The following is a 25,402-nucleotide window of genomic DNA, read 5'->3' as shown; positions in this document are numbered from 1 at the left end:
AACGTGGCTTGACGCCGCACTTTGTCTTGTACCGAATACGATGAAAAATCTTCCAGGACCGGTGATGCTCGATGTTTCAGGGCAAACACTGAATGAGGACGACGTGCTGCGCCTGTCTCATCCGATGACGGGCGGCGTGATTTTATTCGCGCGCCACTTTAGCAGCCGTGCTCAGCTTGTCGCTCTGACGGACGCGATTCGCGCTGTGCGAGCTGATTTGCTGATTGCGGTCGATCACGAGGGCGGGCGGGTGCAGCGTTTTCGCACAGATGGTTTTACGGTCTTGCCGGCGATGGGCAAGCTTGGTGCGTTATGGGACAAAGACGTGCTGCAGGCGACGAAGGTCGCCACGGCGGTGGGCTACATCCTGGCGGCTGAATTGCGCGCTTGCGGCATCGACATGAGTTTTACGCCGGTCCTTGATCTGAATTACGGCCATTCGGACGTGATTGGTGATCGTGCGTTCCATCGTGACCCGCGCGTGGTGACGCTGCTGGCGAAGAGTCTGAACCATGGCCTGGCGCTTGCCGGGATGGCGAATTGCAGCAAGCATTTTCCCGGGCACGGGTTTGCTCATGCTGATTCGCATGTGGCGATGCCGGTCGATGAGCGTCCACTTGAGGCGATCCTGCGCGACGATGCCGCGCCTTACGACTGGCTGGGGTTGTCGCTCGCGGCGGTTATGCCCGCTCACGTGATTTATCCGCAGGTAGATTCAGTGCCGGCTGGCTTCTCGCGCATATGGGTGCAGGACATCCTGCGCCAGCGGCTGCATTTTCGTGGTGCGGTGTTTAGCGATGATCTGTCAATGGAGGCCGCGCGTCAGGGCGGCACGCTGGCTCAAGCGGCTCATGCCGCGCTCAGCGCGGGCTGCGACATGGTGTTGATCTGCAACCAGCCGCAAGCCGCGGGCGAGGTGCTCGATACGTTGCGCTTCACGCCGTCGTCAGACTCGCAACGCAGACTCGAACAGATGCGGCCGCGTGGCAATGCGCTTAAGTGGCAGCAGTTGCTTGCCGAGCCGGCGTACCAGTCGGCTCAGACGCTACTGCGTGGCGCGTTTGCCTGAGTCTGGTCCTGGTCCGCTAACGCGGGGCTGTTTGAGCGGACCCCAAACTGCATTCGTTGCAGTTTGTTGTAGAGCGTTTTCGGACTGATTCCGAGTAACGACGCGGCTCGGTGGCGAGTGCCGCCGACTGCTTCCAGCGTGGCCCGAATCAATAAATCTTCTACCTCGGCGAGTGCGGTGCCCACCGTCACCTGAACGCTACTGCTGCCCATTTGGTGCGTCTCGTTTGCATGCAGCGATTCCAGCACGTCATCTGCGGCCAGATAGGCTGCGCGGACCCGTTGCTGCAATTCGCGCACATTGCCGGGCCATTCATAGGTCATGCATTCCTGAATCAAGCGTGCGCTAGCTACCTTGGCGCTGAATGCGCTGTCGCGTGCAAGCGCCGCGTGGTTCAGCTCATCGAGTACCGCATACGCCAGCAAGACGGCATCGCCATCGCGTTCGCGCAATGGCGCGAGAGTCATCGTGCTGGCTTCGACGAGCGCGGCTAGCTCAGGGTCAAGTAAGCCGTCGGTGATTGCCGTGCGTGGGGCCTGGTCGATCGTCAGGACGAGACGGAAATCGGTTGGTGCCGGTTGTGTACCGCTGGTCCGCAGGCAGTTCTGCCGCTCTAGCGCTTGCAGCAGCATTTTTTGCTGCGTGAGAGGCACGGCGGTGATGCCGTCGACGACCAGCGTGCCGCCATGAGCTTGCTCGAGAAGACTGAGCTCTCGGGCATCGTGCAGGCCGGTCATGCGTTGTGGCTCGTCGAACCAGTTGAGGGCATTAGCCGGATGGCCCGCTTGCGCGTAACGCGTGGCATGCATGGCTGTCAGGTGATGGCCGTCCACGACGATCAAGGGCCCTTTACGCCGTCGGCTGAGCTGGTGCAGTGTGCTCGCGGTTAGCTTTTTGCCGGTTCCGGTTTCACCGGCAATCATTACGGCGATCTCTGTTGGGGCTAGCGTTTCGAGTGCGTCGTAGACCGGTTGAAGCGCCCGGCTTTTGCCTGTCAGTGGTCCGAAATGACCAAGCTGCCGGAGCGTTTTGCGCAAGCCGTGGATTTCTTCGGCTAGTTCATGAGGGCGTGGAACGCGGGCCAGCAAGCTACGCAAGCTCGGGATGTCGACCGGTTTGACCAGGTAATCCCAGATCCCATGGCGTAAGCCTTCAATGGCGCTTTCGACGGTGGCATTGCCGGTCATCACGATTACTGGCACCAGCGCGCCTGGTCGTTGCAAGGGCAGGCTATGCAATAACTCAAGGCCGCTGCCATCCGGCAGATTCAGATCGACCAGAATCACATCCGGAATAAAACGGGCGAGCGCAGCACGGGCTTCGGCCAGGGTCGAGGCGCTAGCGACGGAAAAATCGTCGGCGCTGAGCAGCGCTGAGAGTCCAGACAGGCTGTTGGGATCATCTTCGATGATCAGGGCGTGTGGCATGGTGGACATAGGCATGACCATTCAGGAAGTGCCCCGCAGCAGGGGGCTGGCGGTTTAGCCGGTGGTAACGAGCCTGCGCGGCGGCGTGAGTGCCTAACGACGCGCAGGCTGGCGGGTTAATCCCGGTTGGAGTCAAAGAAGCGCCGCACTTCAAGTTCCGCTTCTTCACGGGTTTTGCCATAGCGCTCCTGGATCAGCCCCGCGATTTTGTCGGCGCGCCCTTGGGCCTTGGTCAATTCATCGTCGGTTAGTTCACCCCAGGCCGTTTTGGCCTTGCCGAGCAACTGCTTCCATTTGCCTTCAGCAATATCGTTGTTCATCGTATTTCTCCAGTAGTGGTTAGCGAGCATAGAAGCCGTGTGGCTTGCTGCATTCCATGCAGAAAGCGTGCCAGACCCACTGAAGCCGGCTGGAGCGGTGATGAAGCAAAACGGGAGGAGCGTATAGGCGGCAAATTTGGGTGCGGCGGCGGCAAATTTTGCCGGAGGGTGCCAGGGTGAAAAGCCGCTGAAGGGCTGGGCGTTCAATGCCGACGCACGTTTAGCGTGCCGTGGTGGTTCGTTGTGATTTTTTGGGAGATGGCCTTTTGAACCATCCTCCTTTTGACTCATCCTCTTTAAGGCAGGCACGCGATGGACTGGCATGGCCAATTGCGCCGCGCCATGAAAAACACCCCAAAGGCTGGATCTGTTTCCAGTCTTTGGGGTGTTTTGATGGCGATGCCTGGTTTAAATCTGCCCGTGCCCTGTTACACCAACCCGGGCAGATGAATCAGGCCAATCAGGCACTTACGCGCGGCTGCGGTATTCGTTCGTGCGGGTGTCGATTTCGATTTTGTCGCCGATGTTGCAAAAGAGCGGTACCTGCAATTCAAAACCTGTGTGCAGCTTGGCGGTTTTGAGGACCTTGCCTGACGACGTATCGCCTTTGACAGCAGGTTCCGTATAGATGATTTCCCGAACCAGTGTGGTAGGCAGTTCAACCGAGATGGCTTTTTCGTTATAGAAAACAACTTCGCAAGCCATGCCGTCTTCCAGGTAATGAAGCGCGTCGCCCATCATTTCGGCTTCGACTTCAAACTGGTTGTAATCGGCGTCCATGAAGACATACATCGGGTCGGCGAAATACGAGTAAGTCACTTCCTTGCGTTCCAGCATGACCACGTCGAACTTGTCGTCAGCCTTGTAGACCGATTCCATGCCAGCGCCGGTCAGCAGGTTCTTGAACTTCATTTTGACGACGGCGGAATTGCGGCCCGATTTGTTGTATTCGGCTTTTTGCACGACCATCGCGTCGCTGCCGATCATCACGACGTTGCCAGTGCGGAGTTCTTGAGCGATCTTCATAAAACTGTCCTGTACGAAATAAGTAGCTATAACTGTGCGCAACGGCATACGGAGCGAAACGTGCGCGGTAATGGGGGCGGCGAATAACGGGTATTGCCATGACCCGCGGTTACCGGAGAGCTCGCCCGGCAAGGGCCTGGCAATGACGGCGGGAGCCTGTTGTTGCCCCGCTGGTTGCCCGGGTTTTTGCCCCGTTTGTTGCCGGATTTATTAGCTTGTCAGCCCAGCTTAGCCGTTGGGTAACCGCTTATTTTAACTGAGTTTTTATAAAATCGGCCAAATTTCCGGCGAGGTCGCCGACTTCGGCCAGCGTCTCAGCCCAACGGCCCGCTTGCGTATGGAAGGCGGGGAGATGGTGTCTAAAGTGAGCCCAGTCGGGCGTACCGGCTCCATTCCACGCATGCCAGAAAGCTACCAGTGCCGCGTGAGCGGCCGGTTCCATGTGAGCCGCGTAGCGCGTTAGCGCGGCGTCGAGCTTGGGTAGGTGGGCCGCGTCCGCTTGAGGGTAGATGTGCCAGATAAAGGGTTTCTGTGCCCATTGCGCGCGGGCGAATGAATCTTCACCCCGGACGAAGTTGACATCGCTGATCCAGAGCAGGGCGTCGTAATCTTGCTGGCTGGAAAACACCAGCGCATGAGCGTGCAGATTGCCCTGGCGAGCCTGGGTGCCAGCAGCAAACGAAGCCAGCCCGAAAAAATCGGCGAGCGCGCCGGAAATCCGGCCCTCAGGGACCAGCAGAATGATCGCTTCGTGGCCATCGCGCCATTGTTCGAGCAGGCTGCCAATCGCAGGGTTTTCGTAGGCAAAGAGCGAGATGACGGTGGCTTCGGGCGCAGGCGGCGGCTCGCCGGTGGCTTTCAGCCACCATGCCGCGCGTGCTGCGACGGAGGTGCTAAAGGCATGACGCCTCGCATCCAGGTCATGTTCTTTCAGCACGCCTCCCGTTCCGGCGCTTAGCCCCGGGAAAAAGAAGGTTTTGACGAGCGGGTAGCGTGGATGGGGCGATGGCCGCAGGTGAAATTCGGCGACCCAGTCTTCGGCGCTGAGATATTCCAGGTTCAGCCACACCGGCTGGCGGATACGCCGCGCCATGGCGGCGAGATAAACCGGTGGCAAGTCGCAGCCGAACGCTTCAAGCACCACATCGGCGATCTTCAGCACTGCGCCTGCGTGGGTGGGCTCATGCCAGTGTTCGATAACGATCCCGTCGATCGTTTGCCGCGCTACAGAAGGAACGAGCGCAGGGCAGAGCGCCTGAAAGGCGTGCAGGTCATCAACTAGCACGCGCACCTGCCAGCCGTGCTCGGTGCTGAGCTGCCGCGCGAGCCGCCAGCAAACCCCGATATCGCCAAAATTGTCGATTACGACGCAGAAAATATCGCACGCAAGCGAAGCGCTAGCGTGTTTCGCTGAATGATGCGGGGCTAAAGCTGGCTGAGATGATGGGGGTGAGGCGGCAGGCATGGGGCATCAATAAAATTGAGAAGCAGGGTGGACTCACCCGGGTGCCAGCGGAAGTGATGGCCTCATGCGCTCTTCGGCAGCGCAGGGAATGCTCTAAACTGCCAGATTCTAAAGCACACTCCCCCTCCTACTTATTGCGCTGCGGCATTCGCTCAGCCTGATCCTGCATGACAGATTCCGCTGCCCACGATACCCCTGCCAGCCCTGAGCCACCGGCTGTTTTCGAGCCTAAAAAGCTGCTGGCACAACTGCCGCACCTGCCGGGCGTCTACCGCTACTACGACGCGCGGGATACGGTGCTGTACGTGGGGAAGGCGCGAGACTTGAAAAAACGTGTCTCGAGTTATTTCACCCGGACTCTGCCTTCGCCGCGGATTGCGATGATGGTGGCGCGCATTGCCCGGATCGAGACCACGGTGACGCGCTCCGAAGCGGAAGCGCTGCTACTCGAAAACAACCTGATCAAGGCGCTGGCACCGCGCTTTAACATCCTGTTCCGGGACGACAAGTCCTATCCCTATCTAATGCTGACGGGGCATGCTTATCCGCGCATGGTGTATTACCGGGGCGCGGTCGACCGGAAAAATCAGTACTTCGGGCCGTTTCCGGGTGGGTGGGCGGTGCGCGAAAGCATCCAGATCCTGCAGCGGGTGTTTCAACTGCGCACTTGCGAAGATTCTGTTTTTAACAACCGCACCCGGCCATGCCTGCTTAATCAGATCGGACGCTGCACGGCTCCTTGCGTGGGTGCGATCAGCGCCGAAGATTACGCCCGTGACGTGAGTAACGCATCGCGCTTTTTGCTCGGCAGGCAAAGCGAAGTGATGGATGAGCTTGAGCAGAAGATGCAGGCGCTGGCGGCCGAGCTGAAGTTTGAACAGGCCGCCGTGGTGCGCAACCAGATGAGTTCGTTATCGACCGTGTTGCATCAGCAGGCGATTGAAGTGGGCGGGGATAACGATGCCGATATTCTCGCGGTGGTGGCGCTGGGCGGACGTGTCTGCGTGAATCTGGCGATGGTGCGTGGCGGCCGTCACCTGGGCGACAAGGCGCATTTCCCGTTGCATGTCGAGCGTGCGCTGACCGTGGCTGAAGGTGGGCTGACGCCTGCCATGCCATCGGCTGCGGCGCTGAATACCCTGGCGGATGCAGCACCAGTGGTGGTCGATGGCGATGCGGGTGCTGAAGCACCAGACCCGCTAGCGTTTCTGTCTGTGCGGCAGCCGGACGCTGAGCTGGACGCGCCGGCTGCGGCATCGGTTGCGCCAGTTGACCTCGACGAGCCCCCCCTGCTGCAGGTGACGAACATTGAAACCGAAGTGCTGGAAGCATTTATTGCGCAGCATTACCTCGGGCATCGCATTCCCCCCGTGCTGGTTGTTAGTCACGCACCTTCGAACCGGCATCTGGTGGATTTGCTGATTGAACAGGCTGGCCACAAGGTAACGATCTTGCGCCAGCCCCAGGGGCAAAAACGAGTGTGGCTGGCGATGGCTGAGCACAATGCCCGTCTTGCGTTGACGCGGCTGCTATCCGAGCAGGGTTCGCAACAGGCGCGCACGCGTGCGCTGGCGGACACGCTGAGTCTCGAATGCGATGACTTGGCTGGCCTGCGCATCGAGTGTTTCGATATCAGCCATACGATGGGCGAGGCCACCCAAGCCTCGTGCGTGGTGTACCACCATCACAAGATGCAGTCAGGCGAATACCGGCGTTACAACATCACCGGCATTACACCCGGCGATGACTATGCCGCGATGCGCCAGGTTCTGACCCGCCGTTATGAAAAGCGTGTGGCGCAAGCCGCGGCGGTGGCCGCCGTTAGCGAAGCGGAGGCCCCCGAGACTGCCGCCGTGAACGCTGTGTTACCGAACATCGTGTTGATTGATGGCGGCAAAGGGCAGGTCGAAATTGCACGCCAGGTGTTCGCCGAACTTGGGCTGGACAGCGGGATGCTGGTTGGCGTCGCAAAAGGCGAAGGACGCAAGGTCGGGCTTGAAACGCTGATCTTCGCTGATGGCCGTGCGGCGTTGGAGCTGGGCAAGGAAAGTGCGGCACTGATGCTGGTGGCGCAGATCCGCGATGAGGCTCATCGCTTTGCGATTACCGGCATGCGCGCGCAACGCGGCAAGTCTCGCCAGACATCACGGCTTGAGGAACTGGAAGGCGTGGGGGCGAAGCGCCGGCAGCGTTTGCTGGCGCGCTTTGGTGGTCTGCGCGGTGTGCTGGCCGCGAGTATCGAAGATCTGGCCAGTGTCGAAGGCATTTCACTCGGGCTTGCGGAGCAGATTTACCGCCAGTTGCATTGATCCACGCGCGGGCCATCGGCAGTGTGACGAGCGGGTTTGCGCGGGTTTGCTTGTGGCGCTCTTTGTGACACGGCACAATTGCACCTCTCTTGTCCGATGCGACGCCTGCTCATGCCGTTCAATTTCCCGATTTTCCTGACGTGGCTGCGGATCGTCCTGATTCCGCTAATAGTTGGCGTGTTTTATCTGCCTGACATGATGCTTGGTGAGGCACACCGTAACTGGGCGGCCGCGACGATCTTCATACTTGCGGCGCTGACAGACTGGTTCGATGGTTTTCTGGCGCGTAAATGGAACCAGACTTCAGCGTTTGGTGCGTTTCTTGATCCGGTCGCTGACAAGCTGATGGTGACGGCTGCGCTCCTGGTGCTGGTGCAGCTATCCCGGCTTGATGCTGCGATTGCACTGGTGATCGTCGGCCGTGAAATTACGATTTCGGCGTTGCGTGAATGGATGGCGCAGATCGGCGCATCGAAGAGCGTGGCGGTGAATTCGCTGGGTAAATTCAAGACGGCCTGCCAGATGGTTGCGATTCCGATGCTGCTGTTTTACGGGCCATTGCCCGTGGGCGGAGGCCATGTGATCGACACGCGGGTGTATGGGTTGTGGCTGATCTATCTGGCGGCGTTTTTGACCATCTGGTCGATGCTGTACTACATGAAGCTGGCGTGGCCGCAAATCCGCGAACGAGGCGGCATGACGTAATGTCATTCGATTTTGGTGCTCAAAGGGGTTGACACGTTTCAGCGGTTTATACATAATTTCGTTTCTCCGGCGTTTGCGGGCTTTAGTTTTTAGGCCCTTGGCACTGGTAGAAAATGCGGGAGTAGCTCAGTTGGTAGAGCGCAACCTTGCCAAGGTTGAGGTCGCGAGTTCGAGCCTCGTCTCCCGCTCCAGATTCAAAGCCAGTCGCTAGTTGTTCGGCTGGTTGGCAAGTAGGTAAATCAAGCAGCAAAGTTGTCTGGTAAGGCCATGCGGGAGTAGCTCAGTTGGTAGAGCGCAACCTTGCCAAGGTTGAGGTCGCGAGTTCGAGCCTCGTCTCCCGCTCCAGTAAAAAGGGAAGCAAAGCTTCCCTTTTTGTTTGCTGGGCCTGCTGTCATGTCAGGCAATATTCAAATTTGTATCGGTTGCAATCATTGTGGTTCGCAACAGTTTCATCTCCGTTTTTGGCGCGATAGCAAAGCGGTTATGCAGCGGCCTGCAAAGCCGTTTAGGCCGGTTCGACTCCGGCTCGCGCCTCCAGATAAAGCCCTGATTCGTCAGGGCTTTTCTTTTTTCTGCACATTTTCATGTATGGAAATGTGTTGTCTAAAGCGCTACAAAGCCCTCTCTACTCACTCAAAAAACGCGAAACCACTCGCATATCGGCTCATTGGCCGTTTGCGTGCGTTTTGCGGCGGATTTTGCTACTCAAAACGGGGCCGTCGCCGGCGCTTCCCCGCGCGCCACGGCCATTTGCGGGGAAGCCTCGCGCACTATTTATTACTGCTTCAACGCTGCTTGTTCCGCATTGGCCGTGGCGCCATACGGATGGTCAATCAGATATACCCAGCGTCCATCTGGCTGGCGCTTAAGCACCTCATTACTTTCACCCTCGGCTAACACTTTCTGCCGCTCCTTGCGATCCAGAATGCGCCAGTGCGCGCGAAGCAGCGCGATGTCATCGTGTTGCAGCACATATAGATCACGGCTTTCCAGTACCCCACCCAGCGACTTGAACTGCACCAGGTTCTCCCGAATTTTCTCGGTCCCGTGGAGCGGGATGCCATCGGTGACGACCAGCGCATCGTTGGCATACAGCGAAAGCAAACCATCAAGATTGCCGCTGTTCATCGCTGCGACAAATGTGCTGGTGAACTGCTGCGGTGCCGTCACGATAATCGGCTTGGCCATTGCAACCTGGGCACCCGCTAGCATCGCGCTAGCCACCAGGCATTGAGTAATAAAACGATTTTTCATAGTCCTCCCGAAGAGATCAGCGTTGGCAAAAAACCAGGCAAGACTGGCCGGAAGCGGCAGCAACATCTTGTCCCGCGCAGCAGACTACCGCATACGGTTCTCGTGCCTTACCAAATTTGGGCACGCCAGAAAGCGGCTTCACGGAGCAAAAAAGAGGCTGACTGAATAGGTAGATGAAGGCGAAAGCGCTGATGCGCTATCCAGGATTTTTGAGAGCGCGAGACAGTGAGGCGAGTGAGGAGTGAGCGCATACGAGGGCACATCAGCCCGCGCGCCAGGTTACGCTAGCGGCGGCGCACCGCGTCGGCCGTACGCCGAGCGTATCTCCCTCTCTTCCTTGAGCTGCTCATGACCCAGTCCACCCATTTCGATCGGCCCTCGCAGCCGGCCCTCACCCTGACATGGCGCTGGAGCGCTTTCGACGAGTTCACTCCGGGCGAAATCTACGATGTACTCGCGGCGCGAAGCGCGGTGTTTGTCGTCGAGCAGAATTGCGTTTATGGCGATATTGATGGCCAGGACAAGCACGCATGGCACTTGCGTGCGCATGCTGCGATGCCCGATGGCCTTCAGCTTGCCGCCTGCCTGCGGGTTCTGGTTCCCGATAGCGCTGATCCCGATGTGCGTATCGGCCGCGTGCTGACCTGCATTGATTTTCGTGGCTTCGGTCTGGGGCGGGCGCTGATGGAGCAGGCGCTGGCGCATATCGGCGTGCAGTGGCCCGGAGTCGCCATGCGTTTGCATGCTCAGGCGCATTTGCAGCCGTTTTACGCTGCGTTCGGTTTTACGCCTGTTTCAGAGATTCACGATGAAGATGGCATCGCGCATGTCTGGATGCGTTCCTCATGTAACCGGGAGCGGGCTGACAGCCGCATCCAGTGACGCAACGCGAGTACCGCGCCAATCACACTCATCATTGAGCCAGGTATCCAGAGCAGCAGGCCGCCAATCTGCTGATCGCGCATCGGGCTGAGCCAGGTGAATGCGCGTCCGCAGATTGAATAGATTGGATAGAGTTCGCGCGACGAAAAAAAGATGAACGCGCCCAGGATGATCTGTGGCGGAATCGCCGCGACGATCACCAGCACACGGCGGCCGGGGGCGAGCCGAGCCGGTGGTGCGGGGCGTGGGTCCAGCACGAGCCACCAGAACATCAGGCCGTCGAGCGCCATGCTCCAGTTCATTACCCGGTAAAGCCGCCAGTCGAGCATGGCGACAAAATGAATCGGTGCAAGCAGCCAGAAATAAATGAGCCCGACGAACAAACCCACCGCGACGACCGGATGCAGCAGCACGTTGAGCACGGCTCGTATCGGGCGCATTTGTAGCGCTGGCCGCACGAAACGCTGCCGCCAGGCAAAGGGAATGCCAGCGCGCAATGCCGCGCCGGGATACGCCAGCACAATGAAGAACGGCCCAAGATGATGCAGGACGAGATGCTGCGCCCGGTGCATGAAAAATTCATGCTCAAAGAAATAATCGAGACGGGTATGCAGTGCCACGTAGAGCGCCCCGAGGCCAAACCAGAACGAAATTTGCCGTGCTACAGAAAGCTTTGCCCGCCTGACGCCGCGTAAGAACAGAACGGCTGTGACAAGCATGACGATGACTACGGTGGGTGAAGGTTCCCACGGTTCGAGCCAGTAGAGCAGGTTCATCGGGTAGTGTGATTTCGTCTGAAAAAAGAAGCGGGCGGGCTGATGGCCATTGCCATTGCGGTGACAAGCAGCTCAGGCGCGGCTGCCGGTCAGGCGGCGTAAATCGTGCGCGATGGTTTCGGCCGAATCCTGATCGGTGGCAAGCAGCCGTGCGTGGCCCTCGGCGTCGAAGATATAAACAGCGGAGCTATGCGTAACTTCGTAGTCGCCGTTCGGATCGCGCTGCTCCATCTGATAAGCGACCCGGTAGCGTTTGGCCAGGTCTTCGATTTGACGCTCGGTGCCGGTTAGGCCACGAGCGTGCTGGGCATCGAATGCGCGGACATATTCGTGCAGTGCTTGAGGCGTATCGCGGGCGGGATCGACGGTGACAAATGCAATCCGCACTTGCTGAGCATCGTTACCCAGCAAGGCCATGACTTGCATGAGCCGGGCCATGGTTTCAGGGCAGACATCCGGGCAATGTGTGTAGCCGAAATACACCAGCGTCGTGTGGCCCTTGAAGGTGTCGCCGGTTGCGCTCTGGCCATCATCGCTGGTTAGCTCGAAGTCGAGATTGGGCAGATGCCCTGAGACATTGGTCAATTGCCACGGCGTGGCATCACGTGAGCAGCTTGCAAGCGGCGCGACGATGAATGCGAGGCAAAGCCATGTCAGTAAAACAACGGGTTTGAGACGTCTGGCTGAAAACATAAAAGACGTTGGAGTGAGAACGGGTGCGGAGTGGATTGCAGAACGAAGGGGAATAGCCAGGCTGGCATCAGCCAGCAGGCCCTGGCCAGAGGCGTTGCGTGGCAACTCCAGCCCCAGCGCCAGCGCCCGCTCCAGCGAGCGAGCAGGGCAAGAGGCTGCGACTGTAGCGCAAATGAATGGGCGTTGTCGCGCGAGATCGGCGCGAAATGAGTGTGAAGCCGGCACTAGGCGGCGAACGGGGCAATTTGCCGCACTGCCTGAAAGCTTATTGAAGCCTGATCGTGTGCTGTTTGAATGATGTTGCTCCGGCGCGGGCGAAATATTGGGATGTGACCTTGGCGCACCTACGTCCTTTTGCGGAAATTGCGATGAGGCACGGTAAGATGCCCGCTCCTTTGCGTAAGCGAAATGGAACGACAAGACGAGCCGATGCAAGCACTTCCGGAAGTATTGTCTCCACTGGAGACTGCGTTTTTCCTTGACTTCGATGGCACGCTGGTTGAACTGGCATCAACGCCGGATGGCGTCCGGGTTCCGCCCGAAGTCATTCGTCTGCTAACGGCGCTGCGTCATCTGACGCATGGTGCCGTGGCGCTTGTATCAGGGCGAAGTATTGCCAGCATCGACGCCTTTCTCTGCTTGCCTGATTTGCCGGTCGCGGGCTTGCATGGCGCTGAGCGGCGTGATGCCAATGGCGACATCCAGCGCACAGGTTTCAACGATGAGCGGCTGCTGGCCATGGAGCGGGTGCTGGCCAGTGTGGTGAACACGCATCCCGGCATGCTGCTCGAAATCAAGGGGGCCGCGCTGGCGTTGCATTACCGCAATGCGCCGGATAGCGAACCCGCCGCTCGCGCCGTGACGCAGCGGCTGGTGGCGGATTATCCCGAGGCCTATATGGTGCAGCCAGGCAAGATGGTCTACGAAATCAAACCTAAAAATGTGGACAAGGGCCGCGCACTGCAAGCGTTTCTGAACGAGCCGCCATTTGCGGGACGTCTGCCGGTATTTGCGGGCGACGATCTGACTGACGAAAAAGGTTTCGCGGTAGTGAATGCCTGTGACGGGTGGTCGATCAAGGTGGGGGAGGGCGCAACGGTGGCGCGGGCCCGGGTTGAATCGGTGGAGGCGTTGCTCACGTGGCTGGCGCAGATGGTCGCAGGGGCCTCGCGCTCATGATGACCGTGCCGGCCCGCTTGATTCTTGCGTTGCTTTACCCCTGTCACACCTGTCTTTCACACGGAAATTTCGCACTATGAGCCGACTCATCATCGTATCGAACCGGGTCGCCCCGATTTCTGAAGGGGGGCCGGCTGCGGGTGGTCTGGCCGTTGGCGTTTATGACGCGTTGAAGGAAACCGGAGGGATGTGGTTCGGCTGGAGTGGCGAGGTGCAGTCATCGGGGCAGCCACAGATCAAACTCGAAGAACGTGGTGCCGTCACCTTCGCCACGATCGGCTTGTCACGGCGCGATTACGATCAGTACTACCGGGGGTTTTCGAATGCCACGCTGTGGCCAGCGTTTCATTACCGGGCAGATTTGCTGCAATACGACCGGCATGATTTTGCCGGCTATTGCCGCGTCAACATCTGGCTGGCGCGACAGCTCGTGCCGCTCTTGCATCCAGATGATGTGATCTGGGTGCATGACTATCACCTGATTCCCTTTGCCCAGGCGCTACGCGCAGCGGGCGTGAAAAACCGCATTGGCTTTTTCCTGCATATCCCGTTTCCGGCTTCGCAAGTGTTGCTGGCCGTGCCGCCGCACCGGGAACTGGTCGAGGCGCTGTGTTCGTTTGATCTGCTGGGGTTTCAGACCGCACCGGATGTCCGGGCATTTTGCGATTACATCGTGAATGAGGCCAATGGGTCCGTTGAGCCAACGGCGGAAGGTCCGTGCTGCGTGAAAGCGTTTGGCCGCACGTTGCGCGTGGCGGCCTATCCGATTGGCGTGTATCCCGATGAGATTGCCGAACTGGCGAAAGCGGGCCAGCGCGGCCGGCCGGTGCGGATGATGAAGGCGACGCTGCATGCCCGCAAGCTGGTGATGAGCGTTGACCGGCTGGATTATTCGAAGGGCCTGGTCGAACGTTTCAGAGCATTCGAGCGCTTGCTGGAGCAAGCGCCTGGTCAGCGCAACAAGGTGTCGTTTTTGCAGATTGCGCCGCCGACCCGGGCTGACATGAATGCCTATCAGGACATTCGCCTGCAACTGGAAGGGGAGTCGGGCCGCATCAATGGCCGCTTTGCTGAACTGGACTGGACTCCGATCCGGTATATCCACCGGCAGTACGAGCGCTCAGTACTGGCTGCGTTGTTCCGGAGCGCTCATGTGGGCTACGTGACGCCGTTGCGTGACGGCATGAATCTGGTGGCCAAAGAATACGTGTCGGCGCAGGACCCGGAGGATCCCGGCGTGCTGGTGCTCTCGCGTTTTGCAGGTGCCGCGCAGGAACTGAACGGCGCGCTGATCGTCAATCCGGCTGATATTGATGGCATGGCAGAGGCGCTGTCTTGTGCGCTGGCGATGCCGCTGGCGGAGCGGCAAATGCGTTATCAGGAAATGATGACGCAGATGCGCGAAAACAATGTCTCGGTCTGGCGCGACAACTTCATGCGCGATCTTCAGGCAGCGGGTACAGCAAGGTAGGCAAGGTAGGCCGCGCGTGGGCTTGATGCCAGCCTGGCGTGAGTTCGGCATGGCAATTTGCCCGAACCCTGCGCCTGAACCCTTCGCAGCAAAAGCAATCAACCGCACCTCAGCGTTCTGGGGGGCGGTTGATTGGTTTAATGCATTAAATAACGCTTAATTAATGTTTAAAGCCACTCGTCTGAGCGTTGCCTGATATTTGCCCGATATCAGGCAACCGGCTGCTGTTCATCGTGCTTTTTGCCACCGAGATGCAGCGTAGTGGTTTTGCCGTGCTGCTTCGAGAGCAATTCGTTGTAGAGCCCAGGGCGGTTGCGCAAGATTTCCGGGCTGCCATCGTCGATCACCTTGCCGTTGCTCATCACGATGATGCGGTCGAAGTGATGCAGCGTCGATAGCCGGTGGGCAATCGCAATCACCGTGCGGCCGACCATCAGGCGGTCAAGCGCGTGCTGGATGGCTTCTTCCGAGGCGCTATCGAGTGCTGAGGTTGCTTCGTCAAGCAGCAGAATCGGAGCGTTTTTCAGAATCGCACGGGCGATGGCGATCCGTTGCCGCTGCCCGCCCGAGAGTTTCACGCCACGGTCGCCCACGATCGTGTCATAGCCATCGGGCATGTTCTCGATGAAATCTGAGCAGCGTGCTTCGCGGGCGGCGGCGAGCACTTCGTCACGGGTGGCGTCAGGCCGCCCATAGGCGATGTTCTCGTACACCGAGCGGTGAAACAGCGAAATGTCCTGCGGCACAAGCGCGATGGCGTGACGCAGGCTTTCCTGTGTGGTGCCCGCAATATCTTGCCCATCAATCTTGATCTGGCCACCCTGGGTTTCATAGAAACGCTGCAGCAGCGCCAGCACCGTAGATTTGCCCGCGCCCGATTTGCCGATCAGCCCGACGCGCTGGCCAGCTTCGATACGCAGGTCAAAGTGGTCGAGGATTGGTTTGCGGCGGGGGTAGGCAAACGTCACTTTGTCGAACTCAACCTGACCGCCCTGCGGTATCAGCTCAACAGCATTGGGCCGGTCAGGCATGCCGTGCGGCTCCAGCAAGGTTTTGACGGCTTCAGCCAGTCGCGCTATGTGCTGGGTTACGTCGACAAGAGCAACGGCCAGATCCCGTGTGCCGTGCAAGATGGTGAAGCCCAGCGAGCTGACCAGCACGATATCGCCGGACGTGGCTTTGCCCTGATCCCAGAGCCACAGCGCCCAGCCCAGCAGGCCCGCCGACAGTAACGCGGTGATGACAGCGTGCAGCAGGCGCAGCTTTTCGAGGTAAAGCAGGCTTTGTTGGCGCGCGTCCATTTCTGCCTTGACCGTGGCACCGAAGCGGGCGTGTTCCCGCCGGGTCATGCCAAACGCCCGCACCAGCCCCATGTTGCTGATGACATCAACCAGTTCACCATCCACCGATGCGGCCCGGGTGGCGAACTGATGATGCCGCTCCGAGCCGCGCCCGGCCAGGCGGTACAGCACGAGGGCGAGAATCGCCGAGCAGGCCAGCAAGCCCGCGGCCATCAGCGGATTCACCGTGACGATCATCACGATGGCCCCTAGCACCGCGATACAGGGTGGCAGCACGTTCCATGCAACGGTGTTCTCGGCGGTGTAGACCGCATTTGACGTGGCGGTGATGCGGCTGGCGAGCATGCCAGGTTGCCGCTCTGCGTAATAGGTCGGAGAGTGGCCGCTCAGATACTGGAACAAGTCGCGGCGCAAGTCGCCGGTGACGGTGACGAAGGTATGCGCGGCCACCCAGCCGCCGACGCGCCACAACAGGTTATCGGCGGCGATCAGACCGACCAGGATAGCGAACGCGCTCCAGAGCGGCCCAGGATGATGGCGGCCAGTGCCGAGCACGTCGATCAGGTGCTTGATTGCATATTGCGAAGCAAGCGCGCAGCCGACTGCGGCCAGCACACTGCACAGCACGGTGGTGTGGGCGAGCGGATGGCGCCGGATATAGCGAAAGAGAAACGCCAGTGGCCGGTGCGCATAGCTGGCCATCCGGACATTTTCTGCGTTCCGCTGGGCGATGGTGAGAGGTTCCAATTGGGCGAGGAGCTGAAGGAGTGGGGTTTATGTCAGGAGCCATAGAGGTGCTACGGGCAATGAAAGCTGGGCCCCCTGGCAGAGTGCTTCGCATTGTAAACATGCCGAAGCCAATATGTAGCAGCCTGAGCGCAATGATCTGCAGGCTGGTGCCTGGTGAATCGGCGATGGATGGCGGACGTCCCCGCGCACCGCAGCACCGCGTATGCCGTAGCTTATCCCAGACTGTGGTTTTTTCGAGATAGAATTACAGATTGCATTCGGCTTGTCCGGAAATGGCGGGGCGGGTGCTAGGCAATGTAAAACTCTTATTTAAAACAAAGGTTTGTAAAGTGTGTCAACTTTGTAACAAGGTAAAGACTTTGAAATAGCTGCCTCGCATGCGCCATGTGACACGGATAATCGCTCCCCAGTCGCTTTGAATTTGTTGTAAAGACTTGCCCGCCGTGTCAACGAATGTTCTTCCGGTGCGTTAGGCACGGAGCATGATTTCTGTGAGATAGCTTGCCTGGGCACTGTGGCCAGGCACTTTAAGCGACGAATTGATTTTTAGACATGAGGGGGCATCCGGACTGGTTGGCCCATTCATCCTGATGAGCCTGCGGCTAGCCCCTGATATACCGCAGCATTTTTTGCCTGATTTTTTACGAGGAGTTTTTATTATGCGAATCGCTCAAATCGCTCCGTTACACGAGGCGGTTCCTCCCAAGCTGTATGGCGGCACAGAACGGGTGGTGTCTTACCTGACCGAAGCACTGGTCGAACAAGGACATGACGTGACGCTCTTTGCTAGCGGCGATTCACAGACCTCGGCAAAACTCGAAGCGTTTTGGCCCCAAGCCCTGCGTCTTGACCCGACGATTCGGGACACGATGGCACCCCATATGCTGCTGCTCGAGGAAGTGCGCCGCCGCGCCGACGAATTCGACGTGCTGCATTTCCACATCGACTACTACCCGTTCTCGCTTTTTACACGCCAGCCGGTGCCATTCCTGACAACTCTGCATGGCCGCCTTGACCTGCCAGAGCTGCAACCTGTTTTCAGCACCTTTAACGACGTACCGGTGGTGTCGATCTCGGACAACCAGCGCATCCCATTGCCGCAAGCCAACTGGCTCTCCACCGTGTATCACGGGCTGCCAGAAAACCTGCTGACCCCGCGTACCGATGTCAAACCAGGCTATCTGGCGTTCCTCGGCCGCATTTCGCCGGAAAAACGTCTGGACACAGCGATCCGCATTGCCCAGCAAGCGGGCATGCCAATCAAGATTGCAGCCAAGCTCGACAAGGCTGACCGTGCGTACTACGACGAAGTCATCAAGCCGTTGATGTCGCTGCCGCACGTTGAATACATTGGCGAAATCGGTGAAGCCGACAAAGCTGAATTTTTGGGTGGAGCGCATGCATTGCTGTTTCCGATTGACTGGCCAGAGCCGTTTGGCCTGGTGATGATCGAAGCGATGGCGTGCGGTACGCCGGTGATCGCCTTCAAACGCGGCTCGGTGCCAGAAGTGATCGAAAACGGAGTGTCGGGTTTTGTCGTCGAAGACGAAATCAGCGCGGTAGCCGCTGTTAAACGCTTGTCGTCATTGCCGCGCGCCCGAGTGCGTCAGGCATTTGAAGATCGTTTTTCATCGAAAGTAATGGCGCAAAACTACGTCGCTTCATACGAAGAGCTGTTGCGTCAAAAGCGCCGGACTGTGCTGCGCGAAGTCAACGCTAGCTAACACGCTGACCGGGCTTGCCCCGGCCGGTCGATGATCTGCTGAAACAGCGTCTGAGGGGAAACCCATCAGACGCTGTTTTTATTTGCGCAGCTGAAAGTGCAGGAGGTGGCCGGGAGCGGCAGGAGGCGTTTCGCGGGCTGGCCGGTGAGATGCGCTGCCATTGTCCCTATAATGGCCGGGCTGTAAATTTCGCGGTCGTGCGTTTGATGACGAGTGATGACAGGAGAATGCTTTGACGAGAACGACAGAAACGCGTGCGAATACGGTGCCCGGTGCCGGGACGATTTTCGTGCTGCGCGCCATCGGGCTCGTGATTCTGGTGCGCTGGCTGCTTTCGATGTGGCAAATGGGCATGCTCATTTCGATATTTTCGGTGCTGGACGCGTTTTCAATCATGCAGGCGTCACCGTGGGTCTATATCAGCCTGGTTTTTCTGTTTTTGCTGATTTTTTTGCCAGGCGCGCGCGCTCGTGCCGAGCGCCCATTTCATCCGCTGCCGCAATGGCTACGGCAGGCGTTACGGCTGCTGGCTTTACCTGGATTTTTGTTCGCCGTCTGGTCGATTGGCGTTTTTGTCTCGACGGTTGGTTTGAGCCAGGCATGGATCGCCGTTGCTGAGACCAACGGCTGGCTGATTGCGGCTCCCATGCTGTATGCCGCCGTGATCTGGATTTGCCGGCCACGGCCACTGTGGCGCAGCAATTTTGCTGCACGGCGTTTTGCGCTCGGACGTTATGCGGTGGCGCTTGATGTTGCGACGCGCACGGCGAGTGTCTGGGCTGAAAACCGCAAGCTCGGTCAGTACGATGCGCGCGAACTATCGGTGCGCTGGGCGGGGCGAGGGCCTGTAGGAAGGCCGCTGGCTGGGGTGGCCATAGGTGAGTTGCCCGCAGCAAGTGAGGCAAGTGAGGTGCCGCGGCACATTGCTGCTGCGCCGGCGCTGCGGGATGCGGCAAACCTGTCGCGCTGGACCAAGGTCGAGTTGTTATGGGATTCGCCTGCGGCAGCGGGCCACAACCGGCAAAGGGTGTTTCGGGTCACCCTGATGACCGAAGGTGACCGGGCGGCGGTGATGGCGCTGGATGCCGCGCTCGCTTCGTTACGGCATGACTGAACTGCATGGTTTATCGCAGAGCACAGTCTCGCCGCATTACCGTTACCGGTTTTTAAACGCAGAGATTCTTCTGCTACCCGTTTGCGGGGTGATGGCATGAACGTCGTGAACCTCACCCGTGACGGCGCAACCGCTGATGGGCGAAAGCGTCGGCATGTCATGCCGGCAATCCCAATGACAGCGCACGACATAGCCGAGACGACGTGCGATATCGCGGAACAGCATCGGGTCGATATCGGCATTCCACAAGCGGCGCAGATAAGTACGGCGATCTTCAACAGAGAACGAGGCGAGCTTGTCGAGAGGAAAAAGCGGGGTAATCGCGCGGATCATGTCGATCTTCCTGTCAGTCGGCTAGCGTTTGTTGTTTGAGATTTGGCATCAACATCTCAAGATTGCAGGCCGGCATGCCGGGTAGATAGACGTCACGTGGGCTGAAAATCCGGATCTGCTGGCAGTCACCGGATGTTTTGGGCTCGACCAGCCGAGTCATTAATTCGGTAAGTTCGTTGGCACGGCGCTTGTTAGGCAGGTTGATAGCGCTGCGTTTTTCATCACTCAAGACCGCCTCAATCGAAGGTGCCTTTAGCCGCGGCACGCTATGCCTGTCAGTCACATCGAATTCGATGTTTTCGAATAGCAGAATTGCGTTTGAACAAATGCTTTCCATAGGTGTCTCCTTTTCCTTTTGTCAGGCAAAAAAATCACCACACACCAGACAGGCGTGATTTGAAATCAAACAGGGGATTCGTTAAAAAAACGTTAGACAGGCAATTCAGGTTGCTGCGCAAGCGTTCACGCGCGTGTGGTGAGAGCAATAAATTCAACTGGCAGGTTCGGCATAGCAGAGGGCGATAACGGTTCGCGCGAACGCTATATCGACTACATACGTATGGCTGCATTTCGGGCTTGTTTTCTCACGGTATGTGCCCCGGACGAAATGCAAGTTTCAAACGACATCTCAGCCGAGCGCCCTCTCATCCATAGTCCGGATATCCCGGCATGTACATGGCAGAAGTGCGTTGCAGGCTAGACTGCGCAGCGGAATCCGGCTGACCAAGAAGGGGGTCGTAGCAGGCGAGCAACTGACCGTCTGGGCAGTAGTAGAAATTAACCATACGTGGCGGATCACCTTCATCACCCGAACCAGTCGCCACGCGCACGTGAATGACTTTGATTAATTTTGTTTCAACGGAAAGCGGAGAGAATTTATTCATGAAAGCCTCGGGGAAAATTTTCGTTATTCATGGCGATAGTGATTAATCTGCCGGTATGCCTATGCAGATTCAATGTCATGTAAAAACCAGGAGGAGTTATTGAACTTCGATTACATTGAGCAGCACTGCGCTTCCGATAACCAGATCAGGCAGGAGGAGGCCGGGTATGAAAGGCTTTAATTGCGCTTGCCTTCAGTCGGGAAAATTCCAGTATTGGGTGATGCGTATTGATTCTGGCGGAAGACCATTGCTGAACGGTATTGCAAGCGGAAATCTGTGCGATTTTCCCTCTGCGATTAAATATCGAGCGATTTTTATCGGAGAGGAGATGGCTTAATGTGTTTTTTTCGTCTGGTATTAGGAACATGCAAATCGGCTTGCCAGACAACGTGCCGCGTGATGTGCGCGTGACGGGATATTTCTTCGGAGTCATGTCGATATACTCGCTGCTGGTAACTTTACACAGCACTCGTAATAGTGAACAAACGTTTACCTGTATACGAATATTGGTGGCCAATTGATTGATTTTTTCCAGCGTCTGAAAGAAGAGCGAAAACGTCTCAAGATGAATCAGACAACCTTTGCTGCTTTAGGAGGAATCACAAAAGAAACTCAGCTTCGATACGAAAATGGTTCACGACAACCAGATTCGTCTTATCTGAAAGCAATTGCTGGGCACGGGGTGGACGTACTTTATGTATTGACGGGCCGTCGGGATACCTCAGCGTTGTCGCCGCATGAAGCCGACCTCATTAACCGATACAGGGAGGCGCCGGACGTGGTGCGTGTTGCGGTGTTTGCTGCGCTTGCTGCAGGCTCCGCACCCGGCAAATACCATCAAGACTTTAGCGGTGCGAACATTGGCCAGCAGGTAAGCGGTGACGTCACCGCGCCATTTTCAATCAACATGGCTGCAACAAAGCGCACCGGGAAGAAGCGGGAATCCTGAGCGCGAGGAATGCGCAAAATGATCTCACTGGCCGTAAGAGAAAAAGAAGAGAACGTTGCCAGCAGCAGCGCGCAGCCCAATCAATGAGCCAAGTGCGGATATAGCACGCTGACCCAAGGCATTGAGTCATATGCGGTGCAGTAGCTTCGTTTACCTATATACGAACGGCCTAATACCCAGCCTCAAACGTCCCGCATCACATTTTTAAGATGGTCGCAGAGATATACTTTTTTCCTTCGCCTTGCACTGCGCAAAAGAGTGAGAGCCATCTAGCCTGCGCAGAAACCCAAGCCACGATCGGGCCGGTCGTGAAGGAGATGAGTAAGGAAATGAATCAAAAATTCTCAGGGGACATCGGGCAGGTGGCCGGTCGGAATGTGTGGTCAAACAGCATTCAATCTACAGTGAGCGTGCATATTCATGATGGAGCGAAGGCTCGATATGTCACCGAGCGGCAGCGTGCTGCAATCGCCAGGCTAGTGTTCAAAATCGAAGCAAAGACCTATACCGACAAGCTGATGGTTTATCGGCGGTTGATGAACGAATTTGGTTTCCCGAGCATGGATACGCTGCCTCGCGGAAAATACACCCACATTATTTTTTATCTTGATAACTGGTTGCGTACCGGTGAGGCACCGCAACGGATCAGCGATCCGGTCTTTGCAGCGCGAGTCCGTCCTGAATCTTGCCCGAATAACAATGCCAGGTTGGCGCGATCCAATACGAAGCAACTGCGCGAGCCGGCGTTTGCTCAGGCGCTGCCTGTTCAAAGCGCAATGCTTGCCAGAAAAATATCCTGGCGCATCGTTGTTGTCGTAGGTGGCGCTATAGCGGTAGCTACCACAAGCACGTATATCGCTATAGGGCAGTCTAGAGCTATGGCGCTTGCTGCTGTCGTTACTCATGCGCCGCTGTGTGAATACGGTGGCAGCCAGTACTCGATCGGGAGTGTCGTCATGCAGGCGGGTGTGCGCCAGCGCTGTGACGTAGCGGGTAATCAGTACGTTGTATGGCAACAGGCTAATGCGGGCCGCCAACGCTGACCGGTTTGAGAGGCTGATATGAGCCGTCTCGTGCTACGTGCTTTTGCTCAAGATGATTGCGCTTGAATGATTTAAGGGCGGCGGTGATGCCGGTTTTCCGGGAGGCGGTTTTAGTTCGCTGAGGAAGGGCAATGATCTGACGCGAAGGGCTCTGTAAAAGCAGGCCTGCGATAAGTTTTGATGATGAGCGCGCCAAAGAATTGTTGGCATTGCCGGCACGTCGGATGGTGACGCAAGCCTGTGCTTCGCGGCTGCTGAGCCAGATTCGGGCAATAAAAAAACCACGCCGTGTAGCGTGGTTTTTTATATCAATGACTTGGTTTGCTTCTAAGTCATTGATTTTTTTGGTGGGCGGTACAGGGTTTGAACCTGTGACCCCTGCCGTGTGAATTCTATCTACGCTACCTAGTGCCTTTATAAATCAACGCCTTACGCAACTCGCAAATTGCAAAACCAAGGTGGATCAAGGCCAATCAAGGCTGATAAAGATCACTTCAGCTGTAATTTAGCTGCACTATTGCTTTGGCCGAGCGTACTAATCTCCCCACTGATGTTTGCGTCAAAGTGCATCATTTGCGCATCAAAATGCGTCAATTTTCCGCATCATGAAATCCGCTCCAGCACGTGTGGCAAGGCCTTGGGGCTTTGGCGGGGTGATGCACCAAAACCACACACTTAAGCGAAGCCCGCAGGCGGGGAGGGGACTGCGATTTTGCCGCTGGTGTTCATCATGCCGCGACCCAATATTGAGGGGGCGGCGGTCGAACCAGATCATCTTAAATGGGCCATAGTGGCTCATAGGCAGCCCGCCAGAGCTTTTTGGGTCGCGCGACCTTCCAGGTCGCATCGGACGCTGTCAGCGTGCGGTAGCGCGTAACAATCATTTAAAGCAGAAGTTACAATTACGCTAGCAAATTTGTCCCTCATGGATTACGATTTCAACGTGAACACGATTCTGCGCACCTCCGAATTTGATGCTTGGCTCGATAAGCTGCGTGACCCAGTAGCGAGTGCCGCGATTAACATCCGCATCGAGCGCGCACGGCTCGGCAATCTCGGAAATTGGAAGGCGGTGGGAGAGGGGGTGTGCGAGATGAAAATTGACGTCGGGCAGGGATACCGTGCTTACTTCGTACAGCGCGGACAAATCATCGTGGTCCTGCTCTGTGGCGGTAGCAAATCGACGCAGCAAAAAGACATCAAGTTAGCGAAAAAGCTCGCCGGCGAACTGGAGGAATGATTGATGAAACTCAGCGAACTGAAAGAATATGACGGGTCGAAGTATCTGAAAGACGAAGAAACGATCAGATGCTATCTGGCGGGAGCTTTCGAAGATGGCGACCCGAGATTGATTCAGGCCGCGCTCGGAACTGTTGCGAAAGCACGCGGTATGTCAGCGCTCGCACGAGATTCGGGTGTCAAGCGTGAAGCGCTTTACCGTGCGCTGTCGGATGGGGGAAATGCCGAATTTGCAACGATCATGAAAGTCATGCTCGCGCTCGGGCTGCATCTGACGATCGCTGAACCAAAGCCTGCAGCCAAAGCCGCATCTAAACCTGCGCGTAAGTCCGCGCGCGAACCGGTGCATGTGTAGCGCTTAGGTTGGAATAATTGTGTCAAATGATTTTCGGCTTAGCTAAACGGCTGCCGGTAGAGTCTCATGTCCGCCACTTCTCCCCCTAATAGGGGGATTTTTCGGCAAACCAAAAATCAAAAGACCCCTCGGCTTTACGCCTGAGAGCTTTTTGCTGCGGGGGCTTCGTGAAGCATCCCGCAAATCTGGTGGGTGGTGCACAGGTTTGACCCTGTGGCCCGTGCCGTGTGAAGGTGCTAGGCAGAAGTGATTGGGTACGCGCGCGGCTGCATGTGCATATGTAGCGGATCATGGGGCTCTTTCAAGCAATCATCTAATCATCTCGACAGCCGCAAAGAAGTCTTTGAAATTACTCTCCGCAAAATCGAGATGCACCTTGACGTTTCTTTTCAACACGGCTCGTGCATTTTCAACCATCCGGTCAATCTCTTTGCGGTCGCAATCTTGTTTCTTGAGTTTCTTAATTTCTTCTATCGTCTCCGGGTCTTTATATGGTCCGTCAATGTATGACTTTATCGATTTTTTTAGGAAAGGAAACTGCCCGATCAAAAGAATAAATGAATTTATCGCCTTGTCTGAGCCGAGTTCGCTAACCGGCAACTTCGACATAATATCGACGAATGAATCAATTATCGAATCGTGGTAAACGTCATGGATATTTAGATCAGATTCTTCAAGCCCTTTTCTGATTTCATCCAGGCGGAATTTGGCGGCCTGAATCACAGACAATATGCTTTTCTGGCGCTTTTCTTCAGCCAAATTATGTGCATCCTGTGCCGCACGTAACGTCGCTTTGGCCTGGCGCTCGCCGACAATGTAGGCCCCGACGATTGCAACGACAGAGCCGACCGCCTGCACCCATGCTGCGACACTCTCAGAGTTCCAGCCCCACGCACGGGTTGCCATGGCTGCGACCGAAAGAGTGATTAAGAATGTCGCAGCGATGACAAAAAATGCGTCTGAGGTGATGCGAAATAGTTTCACTTTATTTTCCTTTTCGGAGAAATCGTAACACGGGGGATGTTCAGATGGCATTGCGCATTTTCCACAAAATCACTCGCGTAAGCGATTCCTCATTTGCGACGAAAAACCGCGTAGTTATGAACTGCCCCCCAAAGATTGGATCAATGTCCA

At 57.1% G+C, this 25,402-nt stretch carries 25 protein-coding genes and 3 tRNA genes; 16 read left to right on the top strand and 12 right to left on the bottom strand.

The window, feature by feature from the left end:
* Positions 1–40: 40 nt before the first annotated feature.
* Positions 41–1,069 (top strand): beta-N-acetylhexosaminidase, encoded by a 1,029-nt coding sequence (gene nagZ, locus GH656_RS10430; protein ID WP_153075815.1) that lies wholly within the window; start codon positions 41–43, stop codon positions 1,067–1,069.
* On the opposite strand, the gene GH656_RS10425 is transcribed toward nagZ, so the two are convergent.
* The 4 genes from GH656_RS10425 to earP form a co-directional block, all read right to left on the bottom strand.
* Positions 1,039–2,496, bottom strand: coding sequence for a sigma-54-dependent transcriptional regulator (locus tag GH656_RS10425; protein ID WP_153076638.1), 1,458 nt, complete (start codon positions 2,494–2,496; stop codon positions 1,039–1,041). The genes nagZ and GH656_RS10425 overlap by 31 nt on opposite strands.
* Positions 2,497–2,612: 116 nt before the next feature.
* Complete coding sequence (locus GH656_RS10420; RefSeq protein ID WP_153076637.1) at positions 2,613–2,816, bottom strand: CsbD family protein; 204 nt, start codon at positions 2,814–2,816, stop codon at positions 2,613–2,615.
* Between the two features lie 468 nt (positions 2,817–3,284).
* Positions 3,285–3,842 (bottom strand): elongation factor P, encoded by a 558-nt coding sequence (efp, locus tag GH656_RS10415; protein WP_153075814.1) that lies wholly within the window; start codon positions 3,840–3,842, stop codon positions 3,285–3,287.
* A 247-nt stretch (positions 3,843–4,089) separates the two neighbouring features.
* Entirely contained in the window at positions 4,090–5,307 is a 1,218-nt protein-coding gene (gene earP, locus GH656_RS10410; RefSeq protein ID WP_153075813.1) for an elongation factor P maturation arginine rhamnosyltransferase EarP, read from the bottom strand.
* 167 nt (positions 5,308–5,474) lie between these two features.
* Here earP and uvrC point away from each other — a divergent pair, with 167 nt between their 5' ends.
* From uvrC to GH656_RS10385, 5 genes are all read left to right on the top strand, one after another.
* Positions 5,475–7,616, top strand: coding sequence for an excinuclease ABC subunit UvrC (gene uvrC, locus GH656_RS10405; protein ID WP_153075812.1), 2,142 nt, complete (start codon positions 5,475–5,477; stop codon positions 7,614–7,616).
* A gap of 111 nt (positions 7,617–7,727) precedes the next feature.
* Positions 7,728–8,321 carry a CDP-diacylglycerol--glycerol-3-phosphate 3-phosphatidyltransferase gene (pgsA, locus tag GH656_RS10400; RefSeq protein ID WP_153075811.1) on the top strand — a complete coding sequence of 198 codons (594 nt, stop codon included), beginning with the start codon at positions 7,728–7,730 and terminating at the stop codon, positions 8,319–8,321.
* Positions 8,322–8,436: 115 nt separating this feature from the next.
* Positions 8,437–8,512: transfer RNA gene (locus tag GH656_RS10395), tRNA-Gly, on the top strand.
* 78 nt (positions 8,513–8,590) lie between these two features.
* Positions 8,591–8,666, top strand: a tRNA-Gly gene (locus GH656_RS10390).
* Positions 8,667–8,784: 118 nt separating this feature from the next.
* Positions 8,785–8,858, top strand: a tRNA-Cys gene (locus tag GH656_RS10385).
* 240 nt (positions 8,859–9,098) lie between these two features.
* On the opposite strand, the gene GH656_RS10380 is transcribed toward GH656_RS10385, so the two are convergent.
* Positions 9,099–9,575 carry a YybH family protein gene (locus tag GH656_RS10380; protein WP_174769739.1) on the bottom strand — a complete coding sequence of 159 codons (477 nt, stop codon included), beginning with the start codon at positions 9,573–9,575 and terminating at the stop codon, positions 9,099–9,101.
* Between the two features lie 348 nt (positions 9,576–9,923).
* Between GH656_RS10380 and GH656_RS10375 the strand changes: the two genes are divergently transcribed.
* Complete coding sequence (locus tag GH656_RS10375) at positions 9,924–10,457, top strand: GNAT family N-acetyltransferase (RefSeq protein WP_153075809.1); 534 nt, start codon at positions 9,924–9,926, stop codon at positions 10,455–10,457.
* Here the strand turns inward: GH656_RS10375 and GH656_RS10370 are convergent.
* On the bottom strand, positions 10,379–11,233 hold the full coding sequence (locus tag GH656_RS10370) for a cytochrome c oxidase assembly protein (RefSeq protein WP_153075808.1): 855 nt from the start codon (positions 11,231–11,233) through the stop codon (positions 10,379–10,381). The genes GH656_RS10375 and GH656_RS10370 overlap by 79 nt on opposite strands.
* A 72-nt stretch (positions 11,234–11,305) precedes the next feature.
* Entirely contained in the window at positions 11,306–11,926 is a 621-nt protein-coding gene (locus GH656_RS10365; protein ID WP_153075807.1) for an SCO family protein, read from the bottom strand.
* 429 nt (positions 11,927–12,355) lie between these two features.
* Between GH656_RS10365 and otsB the strand changes: the two genes are divergently transcribed.
* Both otsB and otsA read left to right on the top strand, forming a co-directional pair.
* Complete coding sequence (otsB, locus tag GH656_RS10360; protein ID WP_153075806.1) at positions 12,356–13,105, top strand: trehalose-phosphatase; 750 nt, start codon at positions 12,356–12,358, stop codon at positions 13,103–13,105.
* 76 nt (positions 13,106–13,181) lie between these two features.
* A complete protein-coding gene (otsA, locus tag GH656_RS10355) occupies positions 13,182–14,576 on the top strand; it encodes an alpha,alpha-trehalose-phosphate synthase (UDP-forming) (protein WP_153075805.1) in 1,395 nt (464 codons plus the stop codon).
* Positions 14,577–14,785: 209 nt separating this feature from the next.
* On the opposite strand, the gene GH656_RS10350 is transcribed toward otsA, so the two are convergent.
* Complete coding sequence (locus GH656_RS10350) at positions 14,786–16,579, bottom strand: ATP-binding cassette domain-containing protein (RefSeq protein WP_174769738.1); 1,794 nt, start codon at positions 16,577–16,579, stop codon at positions 14,786–14,788.
* Positions 16,580–17,286: 707 nt separating this feature from the next.
* Between GH656_RS10350 and GH656_RS10345 the strand changes: the two genes are divergently transcribed.
* Complete coding sequence (locus GH656_RS10345; RefSeq protein WP_153075803.1) at positions 17,287–18,351, top strand: glycosyltransferase family 4 protein; 1,065 nt, start codon at positions 17,287–17,289, stop codon at positions 18,349–18,351.
* Between the two features lie 232 nt (positions 18,352–18,583).
* On the top strand, positions 18,584–19,465 hold the full coding sequence (locus tag GH656_RS10340; RefSeq protein WP_153075802.1) for a hypothetical protein: 882 nt from the start codon (positions 18,584–18,586) through the stop codon (positions 19,463–19,465).
* A gap of 42 nt (positions 19,466–19,507) precedes the next feature.
* Here GH656_RS10340 and GH656_RS10335 read toward each other — a convergent pair whose 3' ends face one another.
* From GH656_RS10335 to GH656_RS10325, 3 genes are all read right to left on the bottom strand, one after another.
* A complete protein-coding gene (locus GH656_RS10335; protein ID WP_174769737.1) occupies positions 19,508–19,798 on the bottom strand; it encodes a hypothetical protein in 291 nt (96 codons plus the stop codon).
* Positions 19,799–19,811: 13 nt separating this feature from the next.
* A complete protein-coding gene (locus tag GH656_RS10330; RefSeq protein WP_153075801.1) occupies positions 19,812–20,135 on the bottom strand; it encodes a hypothetical protein in 324 nt (107 codons plus the stop codon).
* 307 nt (positions 20,136–20,442) lie between these two features.
* Positions 20,443–20,682 (bottom strand): hypothetical protein, encoded by a 240-nt coding sequence (locus GH656_RS10325; RefSeq protein ID WP_153075800.1) that lies wholly within the window; start codon positions 20,680–20,682, stop codon positions 20,443–20,445.
* Positions 20,683–20,848: 166 nt separating this feature from the next.
* Here GH656_RS10325 and GH656_RS10320 point away from each other — a divergent pair, with 166 nt between their 5' ends.
* From GH656_RS10320 to GH656_RS10300, 5 genes are all read left to right on the top strand, one after another.
* Entirely contained in the window at positions 20,849–21,019 is a 171-nt protein-coding gene (locus tag GH656_RS10320; protein WP_153075799.1) for a hypothetical protein, read from the top strand.
* Positions 21,020–21,199: 180 nt separating this feature from the next.
* The gene (locus GH656_RS10315; RefSeq protein ID WP_153075798.1) at positions 21,200–21,631 is read left to right on the top strand and encodes a helix-turn-helix domain-containing protein; all 432 of its coding nucleotides are present in this window, start codon (positions 21,200–21,202) and stop codon (positions 21,629–21,631) included.
* Between the two features lie 329 nt (positions 21,632–21,960).
* Positions 21,961–22,674, top strand: a complete 714-nt coding sequence (locus GH656_RS10310) for an alpha/beta hydrolase (protein WP_153075797.1) — start codon at positions 21,961–21,963, stop codon at positions 22,672–22,674.
* A 925-nt stretch (positions 22,675–23,599) separates the two neighbouring features.
* The gene (locus GH656_RS10305; protein ID WP_153075796.1) at positions 23,600–23,914 is read left to right on the top strand and encodes a type II toxin-antitoxin system RelE/ParE family toxin; all 315 of its coding nucleotides are present in this window, start codon (positions 23,600–23,602) and stop codon (positions 23,912–23,914) included.
* Positions 23,915–23,917: 3 nt separating this feature from the next.
* Positions 23,918–24,268 carry an addiction module antidote protein gene (locus GH656_RS10300; protein ID WP_153075795.1) on the top strand — a complete coding sequence of 117 codons (351 nt, stop codon included), beginning with the start codon at positions 23,918–23,920 and terminating at the stop codon, positions 24,266–24,268.
* A 309-nt stretch (positions 24,269–24,577) separates the two neighbouring features.
* Here the strand turns inward: GH656_RS10300 and GH656_RS10295 are convergent, their stop codons facing one another.
* A complete protein-coding gene (locus GH656_RS10295) occupies positions 24,578–25,252 on the bottom strand; it encodes a hypothetical protein (RefSeq protein ID WP_153075794.1) in 675 nt (224 codons plus the stop codon).
* Positions 25,253–25,402 lie beyond the last annotated feature (150 nt).

Source organism: Paraburkholderia bonniea, assembly GCF_009455625.1.
Lineage (GTDB): Bacteria > Pseudomonadota > Gammaproteobacteria > Burkholderiales > Burkholderiaceae > Paraburkholderia > Paraburkholderia bonniea.
This window is presented reverse-complemented; position numbering and strand designations above follow the sequence as displayed.